Here is a 10,285-nt window from a genome sequence, read left to right as displayed (position 1 = left end):
AACTAGCTGTAGCTTGAGGAGTAACCTGAGCCCAAGTAGTACCGATTCTCATTTCGTCTAATTCAACATTTCCTGTACTGTTAGTAGCGTTTCCAGCTTGTCTGATAATTAAACCATTGATGTTAGTTGGAGCTGCAGTTGTTCCTGTAGCGTTAGTAACAGTAGCAGCTGGTTGAGCAGCACCTGGAGTAGGGTTTACCCAAAGGCTAGCGCTGTTAGCAGCGATGTCGTATTTAATAACGATAAAAATAGGCGTGTTGATAGGGTAATCAGTAGCAGAATATGTTGGAGCTGCAGTACCACCACTATTATTTAAAACACCTAAGTTTACTGTGTTAGCAGTTGCTCCTTGACGAATATATAAACGTCCTTGGAAAGCAGTTGTGCTTGATGAAGCTACTGAAGTACAAGAGAAGAAATAATCCCCTGTAGCAGTGTTAGCGTGCATAGAAGTCGTGTTCTGTACGTTGATGATTGTTGAATAATAAGCAGCACCAGTAATTGCAGAAGTAGTAGCTTTATTCATATCTTCAGTGTTTGCAGCAATGATGGAAATTTTGTTTCCTGCTGAAGCAGCCAAACCTGGGTACGTTAAACTTCCTGATAATGTTGTGATTTGTCCTGCAGTACCACCATGGCTAGTCCATCCGTTTGATGTAGCTGCACCAGAGAAGTTGAATGGCTCATATACAAACTGAGCGAATGAAGCTGCCGATGTAAAAAGCGCTAATGATAAAATGTAAAGTTTTTTCATGTTTTGAATTGTTTTTTAAAAAGTGGACAACAAAGTTAAGAAGTATTTCGCGATAAATGAAAACTTTTAATGTAAAATTATGGTTAAATGTAAGAAATAACCCTTTGTTAACTATTTGATAATAAGCTTTCTTGTTGCGGAAGCTTCGCCCTCTTTGATTTTGATGATGTAAACACCCGTATTTAAATTGGCTATGTTTAGTTCTTTTGAGTTTAAAGTAGCTTGTAAAATGCGCTTACCTAACACGTCAAAAATCTCAACTTCCTTATCTTGTGCTGATTTGGAAGTGATGTATATCTTGTCCCCATTGGTTGGGTTTGGATAAATATTCAGACCTTCGATAGTCGTACCCGAAGAACCTTTTGATTCCTGCGCAAATAAATTGGCGGAAAACAGAAAAAAGGCAACTAAAATAATATAAAAGTAATTTTTCTTCATAGGTGTAAATATGGCATAAAGATATAAAAAAAAGTTCAAAATTTATGCCAAAAAAAATATCCCTCTTGTTAAAAGAGAGATATTTTTCTGAAAAAGACTATAATTATATTTTGATTAGAATCCTACAGTCCATCCTGTTGCCCAGCTTGGAGCAGCAGTTCCGTTTCCAGCTCCTGTTGCAGTAGCAGACTCGGTGAATACTCCGGCTACGTCAATTGCGCTACCGTCAGTTTTCTTACCTTTTGCGTTTGATCCGATTCCTTCGAATTTCGTGTTAGTTCCTTTTAGAGTAGTACCTACGAAAGAGATTGTTTGATCGTGTTCTACGTCATATCCAACTTTGAAGTCTTTTACTACTACGTTGTTGAACATACCTTTAGTTCCTCTTCTTAATTTTAAAGCTTGGTTTTCAGGGTAAGCAGTTGCGTCAGCAGAACTACCAGGTCCGATTAACGTTAAGTTAGTGATCGTCGGGTTAGAAACCGGGTTAGCGTCAAAGTTGAACTCATAGTTGTCAGCCTCGATACCTCTGTTTCCTTTTCCGAAAGCAAGTTTACCATACCAGTTTGTGTTAGTACCGTTCCATCCTTCAGTCCAGTCAAATTGATCATCCTCGTTTCCGATAGAGATTAAGTTTGAAGTGTTTACTGTTCCACCGAAGAATTCGAATCCGTCATCAGCACCGTGGTACACTTCTACGTTTTCAACTACAGTTCCGTTACCAACTCCGAAGAAAGAAATACCATTGAATTCTTTTTCAGTGTTGAAAGCAGCACCAGAATATTCAACTCTTAAATATTGGATTACACCAGAATTATCATTTGCAACAGTACCACCGTACGTTAAGTCAGCAACTTCTGATTGTGCAGTAACCGTTCCTCTGTTGATAGGTGCTTTTCCACAAATTACTAAACCTCCCCAGTCACCAGCATTTTTAGTTGTCAAACCACTAGTCATAACTACAGGGTTTGCAGCTGTTCCTAAAATGTTGATTTTACCACCTTGTGCTACTGCGATATAAGCAGATGTTCCTCCAGTACCTTCAATTCTTGTTCCAGCAGGAATTGTTAAAGTAGCACCGCTATTTACTTGGATTTTTCCAGTAAGCTTGTAAGTTGCTCCGGCAACTAAAGTTACTACACCGTCGTTGATAACACCTTTAAAATCGTTTGCATTAGCTACGAAAGAAGAAGAAGGTCCGCTTGGTGTGCTCTCGTCAGATGATGAACAACTTGCTAAAGTTCCAGCTGTTACTGCGAAAATCACAAATAATTTTACGATTGATTTTTTCATTTTTTTTCTGAATAATTTTTTAGTTATGTTTGATGCAAAAGTGCTTCGTTTTTTTGAAAAGCGGGTTAAGCCATTGTCACGGTTGGATTAACATATAAAGAAGTAATTATTAAGTAAATGTTTCGTTTGTTAAGTCAACTTTACTTCAAAAAAAGAAGGAGCGATAATTCGCTCCTTCAGGTGTGTTTTGATGTTGTATTAAAACTGATAGTTCACATTGAAACTCAGATTCATTCCTTTAGTATACGTTAACAACGTAACGTCGCCATTGTTGTTTTCCTGTACACGTTCGATTTTAGGATTTAAAATGTTTTTAGCCATTAGTCCGATACCTAAGTTTTTATTGATTTTTGATTTTACAATAAAATCTAAAGTTCCTACCGCTTTGTCTACCTGATCACCACGTAAGTTTGTTCCTAAAGCATAGATACGATCCGAGAAATACGAGTAGGCTAATGTAGTGGAGATGTTCGATTCTTTGTTGTTCCATTCTTTAAAGAACGATACGTCTGCATTTAACAATAAAGGCGATGCTCCGGTAAAGGCACTTTTCGATTTTGTAAAGTCAACATTGTAACGAGTCTCTTTGTCTACTTTTGGACCGTTTAAGTCCTGAGTTGTATACATATAAGAAGCGTTGATTCCGGCCGTTAATTTTTTACTGTTGTTTTCACCCGATTGGAAGATCAACTTACGGAATTCTGCTTCGGCTCCGGCAACATAACCGCGATCTCCTGTGTTTACAAATGAAATATCGTTTGTAGAAGAAGCGATTGTTACTTCGTTAATTGGATTTAAGATATATTTTCCGAAAGCGGTAAAGGAAATCAACTCTTCGCTTTTAGGGAACATTTCCCATTTCAAGTCTAAATTGTAGTTATCGGAAGGATATAAATCCGGATTACCTACTTTTACTTCTGTTACATCTTCGTAGATAAATAAAGCTCTTTCTTTAAACTGTGGTAAAGTGTAGGTTTTGCTCATTCCCAAACGAAGGTTTTGTTTTTCGTTTAGCTCATATTTCATGATTAAGTTTGGAAGGAACGTTGTTTTTTTGAATTCATCTTTGTCTCCAACTGGATCCAACTGTGTTTTCCAGTCAACTTTTTGTGAGATATATTCAGCGCGTAAACCTAAAACAGCTGTTAATTTAGTGCTGAATTTATATTCGGTGTTTAAATAACCACCGTGGATGATTTGTTCTCCGGTATATTTTTGCGGATCAAGTGCGTTCGCGATTTCGGCATTACCAACAAACGTACTGATTTCAAAATAACCATTGTTTAGATTTTGTTGGTTATAAAACATATCCAGGTTTTCAGGATCTACGATAGTTGTAGTGTAAGGACCAAACGTTTTAAAGTTGAACTGCGTTGCTTTGAAGTCTCTGTTTTTAAAACGACCGTTATAACCTGCTGTGAATTTACCTCTAAAATCACCATCGCTGGTTTTATTGAATTTGTAATCAACGGAAGCGGTGGCAACTGTTTCGTATTCTTTTAATCGTTGGAAGTAACGGTGGTTGTCCGGTTTTGACTGACTAATGATGGTGTAACCGGTATCGTTTTTTCGTAATGTGTTGTACATCCTGTCAGGAGTATCTCCAGTGATGTTGTTTTGTGCAACACCCCAATTGAATTTGGAACGATCGCTAATAGTGTGCTCGCCTAATAATTGGTTTACGAATAAAGTATTTTTTACATATTCCGAACGACGAATCAATCCGTTACCAGCATCGGCAAGATCGGCGATATATCCGAAATACTCGTCTTTAACCTGGCTAGACGTGTTGATAAATAAAGAGTTAAAACTTACTTTATGATTGTTGTTGATTTTATAGCCTACGTTTACCAAACCAGTTGTATTGGTGGTGTAACCCATAGAAGAGAAGGTCTTGAAGTTTCTGTTAACCAAACTTCCGTCACCGTTTACGCTACCTTTAGCGCTACCGTCGCGTTTTGAGGTGTATTCGTTTCCGAAAGATCCGGTGGCGAAAATACTCAATTTGCTTTCCGAACCGATGTCGAATGATTTACCTCCTGAGATTCCGAAAGAACCGGCTACCGGAGTTTTTCCTTCAAATTGTAAGGTATTGAAATCGTAAGTGGAGATCGTTTTAGGGTTAGCCGGATTGCTAAAACCAAAACTGTTTGGGCCTTTTGCAAGACGGAAGTTGTCTTCGGCCAAAGCATTTGTGTTGGCGTTGGAACCGATGTCCAGACGCAAAAATCCTTTGCCTTTATAATCTTTGGAAACGATATCAACGTTACCTCCGGCAAAATCGCCCGATGTTTTTCCGTTATATACTTTGTCAATCGATACATATTCTACGATATCGGTTGGGAAAATATCCAATCGGATGTTTTTCTTTTCCGGATCGTTCGAAGGAATAGGTAGGCCGTTCATCGTAGTCGAATTATAACGGTCACCCAAACCTCTCACATAAATGTTTCCGGTACCTTCCTGTTTGGTAATACCGGTAGTTTTGGTAACCGCAGTAGCCACGTCGCTCACTCCTTTACGGGAAAGTTCCTGTGCTCCGATACTTTGTTTTATTTCGATGGCTTTTTTCTGTTCTACTAAAAGCGCACTTTCTTTCTGACGGTTGGTTTCGATTTTTAAAACTACATCTTCCAACTGTACACCGGCAGTACCAAGAGCTTTATCAATTGTCTTCGTTTCGCCCGAAGCAATTTTAAAAGGTACCTCTACGGTTTGGTATCCTAAAAAAGCAATCATTAGAATATGGTTTCCTTCCGGAACGCTCAAACTAAATGTTCCTTTTTCGTCGGTATTTACGCCAATTGTTGTACCTTTAATCGTTACGCTGGCAAAAGGAAGTGGCTCATTGTTCATCTCCTTGTCTGTTATCGTACCTTTAACAGTTCCTTTTTGAGCAAAGGCGAAGACTGTGAACAATAATGTTGTTAGTAATAACTTAAGTTTCATTGTGTTGTTGTTTACGTGTTGTATTAAATTTTGCGCAAAGGAACCCTTTCGAAGTTAACCTGAAGTTAGTAACCTGTTATCGTTTTGTTGGGAATGTATTACGAAATCGTTAACAGATTAAATAATCGTTAACACATATAATCGTTTTGTATTATCTTTACCTTTACAACCCGAAAACACACATAGAGTGTCCATTATGAAGAAAAAAGACATTAAGATTTTATTGGTTGATGATGAGCAGGATATCCTCGAAATCGTAGGATATAATCTATCACAGGAAGGTTATCAGATCGTAACGGCAAGCAATGGTAAAGAGGCCATTTTAAAAGCTAAAAAAGAAATGCCACAGTTGATCATTATGGATGTGATGATGCCTGAAATGGATGGTATGGAAGCGTGCGAAAACATCCGTAAAATCCCGGAACTGGCCAATGTGATTATAACATTCCTGACCGCAAGAAGTGAAGATTATTCACAAGTGGCAGGGTTCGATGCCGGAGCCGACGATTACATCGCCAAACCGATTAAACCGAAAGTTCTGGTGAGTAAGGTTAAAGCCTTATTGCGTCGCTTAAAAGAAGAAGAGCAACAAGGTGATGTATTACGAGTAGGTGAAATCGAAATCAACCGCGAAGAATACAAAATTGTAAAAGAAGGAGAAGAAATTATCCTGCCGCGTAAAGAATTTGAATTGTTCTACCTTTTGGCTTCCAAACCCGGAAAAGTATTTAAAAGAGAAGAAATCCTCGATAAAGTATGGGGTAACGAAGTAGTGGTTGGCGGACGAACAATTGACGTTCATATCCGAAAACTAAGAGAAAAAATCGGAGACGATCTATTTAAAACCATCAAAGGAGTCGGTTACAAATTAGAAATATAAATGTCCATAAGCTTTAAAAAATCATACAGATTTGCAGTCAAATCTGCGCTCTATATTACCCTTTTTTCCACCTTATTAATCGCAGGATTGACGTATTGGTTTTACGAACTAAACTATAAATTCTGTATTGTTTTTGCTTTAGGCGTTTACTTTTTTTCCTTTTTCGTACTGCAATACCGCGTAGAGCGCTTTATCTACCGACGGGTTAAAAAAATCTACGACGACGTGTCGTTACTGGATTCTACCACACTCAGAAGTCAGCCGGTTACAACCGATATGGCGACGCTGATGAACGAAGTACAGAAATTTGCAAAAGACAAAAAAATAGAAATTGAAACTTTAAAAATTCGTGAGGAATACCGTCGGGAGTTCCTGGGGAATGTTTCTCACGAATTAAAAACACCGTTGTTCACCGTTCAGGGCTATCTGCTTACCTTACTGGACGGGGCGATGAACGATAAAACCATCCGCAAAAAATACCTGCAACGCGCCGAAAAAGGTGTCGAACGATTGATCTATATCGTAAAAGATCTGGATATGATCACCAAACTCGAAACCGGCGATCTAAATCTGGAGTTTACCGAATTCAATATTGTCGATGTCATTCAGAATGTTTTGGATCTTCTGGAAATGCGTGCCGATCAGAAAAACATTATGTTGATGTTCGATCGGAAATACAGCAAGCCGGTAAAGGTTTTTGCCGATAAAGAACGTATCCAGCAGGTGGTGACCAATCTTGTCGAAAATTCCATCAAATACGGAAAAGAAAACGGAACAACCGAAATCAGTATCGAGGATTTGGTCAATAACAAAGTGATTATTCGCGTAACCGATAATGGGGAAGGAATTCAAAAGCAGTTTATTTCCCGTTTATTCGAACGATTTTTCCGTGTGGACAAAAGTGGTGCGCGCTCCGAAGGTGGTTCCGGTTTGGGATTGGCCATCGTAAAACACATTATCGAAGCGCACGACGAACGTATTTATGTGGAAAGTAAAATCGGTGTCGGATCAGAGTTTTCCTTTACGCTCGAAAAGACAAAATAACTGACGCCAGGTGATTTCCTGAGTGATGTTCTTAAGTCCTTTGTACAAGTCCACCTGATTCAAATCGCCAACTTTAAATTCCTCCTGTCGGGAATACGGAACCAGTCCTTTTTTCTTTAATTTTTTAGCCAGGTATTCCTGCTCATATTGACCCGGAGTTGGGATAAAAAAGGCTTTTTTGCCCAAATGTGCCAAATCCATGATAGTCGTATATCCGGAACGACTCAATACCATTTTACTTTGGTTAAAGGCCATTTCCAGTTCTTCGGTATTCATAAAATTATAGCAGGTAAAATTCAGGCGTCGCGAGATGGTTTGTTCTTCTTCGATTACACCACGGACAAAAAGGATTTTACCTTCAAAATATTTCAGTTCCAGTTTTAATTTGTCTTCCAGTAATGTCCGTTGCGGTTCCGGCCCGGACAGAATAACCATCAGATCATATAAGGGCTCGACGGTCTTTTTGTGCAAACGACTTAACGGGCCAATATATTTTACATTGGTTACCGGCGTTTCCGTATGCCCCAGTTTCCCGGAAAGATTCGGACTTCCGGCGATATCCGGAACCCAGCATTCTCTGTATTTTCGGATAAACTGATGGTGGATTTTAGTCGTAATCCAGGAAGTGTTTCCGGTTAAAACATTCAATTGATGCGTGATAAAAACCGAAGGGACTTTGGAAGAAAAAACACCCAGTCGGTTGTCGGAAATAATCCCGTCGATGGCCTCTTCCTGAATCCAACGTTCTACCATTTTCCGTTCGTCCCGCATGGCGCGGTACATATTCGGAATCTGACTGATCATTTTCCATTTAAAATTAGCTCCGTTTTGAGCATACTGGATTTTATAAGAAGGAAGTTGTAAGGCTTGCAGGTGCGGAAATTCTTTTTCTAAAAGCGACAACGCAACACCATCGGAAGCAATCACCGGCTGAAATCCGTGATTTTCCAAAGCCTCAATAACCGGGATGCAACGCGTGGCATGCCCAAGGCCCCAATTTAATGGAGCGACTAAAATTCTTTTTTTTCGTTCTTTATGCATTGTACTAAATATTCCAAAAGTTTTTCATTTTACCCCGCGGGCAATCCAAAAGACACAAATCAACCCCTGAAATAACAGGTCTTTATAAAAACCTGCGATGCATAACGGGAAGCGTAAACCAATCCGGTTATCCGGATATAAATAAGATCGTTTTTGATAACTTATTTAATAACTGCAAAGTAAAACTATTTTAGTTCTTGGATATTTCCGTAATTTTACCAAAATTTTAAGTTTAGTCGTGGGAAGTAAAAATAAATTAAAAAGATTTAAGGAGAACGAGACATTTGGGAACGTATTTCAGCCAACTCGGGAAGAGGTGGTGTCGGATACTTTTCCGTTTAAAGGCAAATGGAAACAGGAGGTTTTTAAAAATGATAACCCGTTGGTGTTGGAATTGGGATGTGGAAAAGGGGAATACTCCGTTGGATTGGCTACGCGTTACCCGGATAAAAATTTTATCGGGATTGATATAAAAGGGGCACGATTTTGGCGGGGAGCAAAAACAGCTGTAGAAAACGGATTGTCGAATGTAGCCTTTATACGAACGCAGATTGAATTGCTGGAATATGTATTCGCAGAATCAGAAGTAGACGAAATCTGGATTACATTCCCGGATCCGCAAATCAAATACAAGCGTACAAAGCACCGTATGACGAACTCGGAATTCTTACAACGCTATAAAAAAATCCTGAAAAAAGACGGGATCATGAACCTGAAAACCGATAGCGAATTTATGCACGGTTATACGTTGGGATTATTACACGGCGAAGGCCACGAAGTGTTGTATGCCAATCATAATGTTTACAAAAACGAAGGAGCGCCGGAAGTGGTAACTGCCATTCAGACGTTTTACGAACAACAATATTTAGAACAAAATAAAGCGATAACTTATATCCAATTCAAAATAAAATAGATGAATTATTTCATGCCCCTCATACTTGGTTTTACAGTGGCTTCGATTGGGATCACACCACCCGGTCTGCTCAATATGACGGCTGCAAAACTAAGTGTGCGGGATGGCAGAAATAAAGCCCTGATGTTTGCATTGGGCGCTACGTTTACCGTACTTTTTCAAACCTATCTGGCGGTATTATTTGCAAAATTTATCGATCGTAATCCGGAAATCATTAACCTGTTACAGGAAGTTGGTCTTGTGATTTTTGTGTTGTTAACGCTCTATTTTTTTACGATTGCCAACAAACCGAAGAAACCCAAGGAAGAGCTTAAAATGAAAAGCAAAACCAGTCGTTTCTTTTTGGGAATGCTACTGTCGGCACTCAATCTTTTTCCGATTCCGTATTATGTCTTTATCAGCGTATGGTTGTCGCGAAACGGATATTTCTTTTTTAATCAATCCTATATTTCCCTGTTTGTATTGGGAGCCGTTATCGGATCGTTTCTGGTGTTTTACCTTTATATCCTGTTTTTTAAGAAAAAAGAAGGCGAAAAACCGTCCTTTCTAATTACCAATATCAATTATATTATCGGATCCATAACCGGACTGGTTTCTGTCGTCACCTTAATTAAGTTGATCAATAATTATTTGGGATAATGAAAGCCGAAAATGAAAATTTCTTCGAACGGGTGTACGAAGTGGCACGTCAAATTCCGTACGGGCGGGTAACGTCCTATGGTGCGATTGCCAAAACCCTGGGCGCGGCGCGTTCGGCACGTATGGTCGGCTGGGCGATGAATGCAGCACACGGAAAAGACGATGTTCCGGCACATCGTGTGGTAAATCGCGTGGGAATGCTCACCGGTAAACACCATTTCGACGGAACCAATCTGATGCAACAACTACTCGAAAGCGAAGGTGTTAAAGTGAAAAACAATCAGGTGGTGCACTTCGAAAAACTATTCTGGCAACCGGAAATACAATTGTAATA

Annotated in this window: 10 protein-coding genes; 5 read left to right on the top strand and 5 right to left on the bottom strand. The window is 39.2% G+C overall.

The genetic code is table 11. From position 1 onward, the window contains the following. The 4 genes from Q1R07_RS12300 to Q1R07_RS12285 form a co-directional block, all read right to left on the bottom strand. The coding region (locus Q1R07_RS12300) for a hypothetical protein (protein ID WP_300490651.1) at nucleotides 1-754 on the bottom strand (754 nt) is incomplete at its 3' end. A 111-nt stretch (nucleotides 755-865) separates the two neighbouring features. Continuing rightward, the gene (locus tag Q1R07_RS12295) at nucleotides 866-1,192 is read right to left on the bottom strand and encodes a T9SS type A sorting domain-containing protein (RefSeq protein ID WP_300490648.1); all 327 of its coding nucleotides are present in this window, start codon (nucleotides 1,190-1,192) and stop codon (nucleotides 866-868) included. A 114-nt stretch (nucleotides 1,193-1,306) separates the two neighbouring features. After that, nucleotides 1,307-2,485 (bottom strand): hypothetical protein, encoded by a 1,179-nt coding sequence (locus Q1R07_RS12290; RefSeq protein ID WP_300490645.1) that lies wholly within the window; start codon nucleotides 2,483-2,485, stop codon nucleotides 1,307-1,309. A gap of 198 nt (nucleotides 2,486-2,683) precedes the next feature. Continuing rightward, nucleotides 2,684-5,434: a TonB-dependent receptor gene (locus Q1R07_RS12285; RefSeq protein ID WP_300490643.1), complete on the bottom strand. Its 2,751-nt coding sequence runs from the start codon at nucleotides 5,432-5,434 to the stop codon at nucleotides 2,684-2,686. A 196-nt stretch (nucleotides 5,435-5,630) separates the two neighbouring features. On the opposite strand from Q1R07_RS12285, the gene Q1R07_RS12280 reads away from it, so the two are divergent. Next, the gene (locus Q1R07_RS12280) at nucleotides 5,631-6,314 is read left to right on the top strand and encodes a response regulator transcription factor (RefSeq protein WP_300490640.1); all 684 of its coding nucleotides are present in this window, start codon (nucleotides 5,631-5,633) and stop codon (nucleotides 6,312-6,314) included. Beyond that, the gene (locus Q1R07_RS12275) at nucleotides 6,315-7,358 is read left to right on the top strand and encodes an ATP-binding protein (RefSeq protein ID WP_300490637.1); all 1,044 of its coding nucleotides are present in this window, start codon (nucleotides 6,315-6,317) and stop codon (nucleotides 7,356-7,358) included. Here the strand turns inward: Q1R07_RS12275 and Q1R07_RS12270 are convergent. Then, complete coding sequence (locus Q1R07_RS12270; protein WP_300490635.1) at nucleotides 7,323-8,399, bottom strand: glycosyltransferase; 1,077 nt, start codon at nucleotides 8,397-8,399, stop codon at nucleotides 7,323-7,325. The two genes, Q1R07_RS12275 and Q1R07_RS12270, sit on opposite strands and share 36 nt — an antisense overlap. 238 nt (nucleotides 8,400-8,637) lie before the next feature. On the opposite strand from Q1R07_RS12270, the gene trmB reads away from it, so the two are divergent. Genes trmB through Q1R07_RS12255 form a run of 3 tightly spaced genes read left to right on the top strand, consistent with a single transcriptional unit; the run spans nucleotide 8,638 to nucleotide 10,283 of the window. Beyond that, nucleotides 8,638-9,312, top strand: coding sequence for a tRNA (guanosine(46)-N7)-methyltransferase TrmB (trmB, locus tag Q1R07_RS12265; protein WP_300490633.1), 675 nt, complete (start codon nucleotides 8,638-8,640; stop codon nucleotides 9,310-9,312). 12 nt (nucleotides 9,313-9,324) lie between these two features. Continuing rightward, nucleotides 9,325-9,951, top strand: coding sequence for a LysE family transporter (locus tag Q1R07_RS12260; protein WP_300490630.1), 627 nt, complete (start codon nucleotides 9,325-9,327; stop codon nucleotides 9,949-9,951). After that, nucleotides 9,951-10,283 carry an MGMT family protein gene (locus Q1R07_RS12255; protein WP_300490627.1) on the top strand — a complete coding sequence of 111 codons (333 nt, stop codon included), beginning with the start codon at nucleotides 9,951-9,953 and terminating at the stop codon, nucleotides 10,281-10,283. Before Q1R07_RS12260 ends, Q1R07_RS12255 begins: the two co-directional genes overlap by 1 nt. Nucleotides 10,284-10,285: the final 2 nt, after the last annotated feature.

The organism is Flavobacterium sp. (genome assembly GCF_030146175.1).
GTDB lineage: Bacteria > Bacteroidota > Bacteroidia > Flavobacteriales > Flavobacteriaceae > Flavobacterium.
This window is presented reverse-complemented; position numbering and strand designations above follow the sequence as displayed.

Excerpts from the sequence above, each read along its gene's own strand:
- Q1R07_RS12295 (WP_300490648.1), bottom strand. The coding sequence starts at position 1,192 with ATGAAGAAAAATTACTTTTATATTATTTTAGTTGCCTTTTTTCTGTTT.
- Q1R07_RS12290 (WP_300490645.1), bottom strand. The coding sequence starts at position 2,485 with ATGAAAAAATCAATCGTAAAATTATTTGTGATTTTCGCAGTAACAGCT.
- Q1R07_RS12285 (WP_300490643.1), bottom strand. The coding sequence starts at position 5,434 with ATGAAACTTAAGTTATTACTAACAACATTATTGTTCACAGTCTTCGCC.
- Q1R07_RS12280 (WP_300490640.1), top strand. The coding sequence starts at position 5,631 with ATGAAGAAAAAAGACATTAAGATTTTATTGGTTGATGATGAGCAGGAT.
- Q1R07_RS12275 (WP_300490637.1), top strand. The coding sequence starts at position 6,315 with ATGTCCATAAGCTTTAAAAAATCATACAGATTTGCAGTCAAATCTGCG.
- Q1R07_RS12270 (WP_300490635.1), bottom strand. The coding sequence starts at position 8,399 with ATGCATAAAGAACGAAAAAAAAGAATTTTAGTCGCTCCATTAAATTGG.
- Q1R07_RS12260 (WP_300490630.1), top strand. The coding sequence starts at position 9,325 with ATGCCCCTCATACTTGGTTTTACAGTGGCTTCGATTGGGATCACACCA.
- Q1R07_RS12255 (WP_300490627.1), top strand. The coding sequence starts at position 9,951 with ATGAAAGCCGAAAATGAAAATTTCTTCGAACGGGTGTACGAAGTGGCA.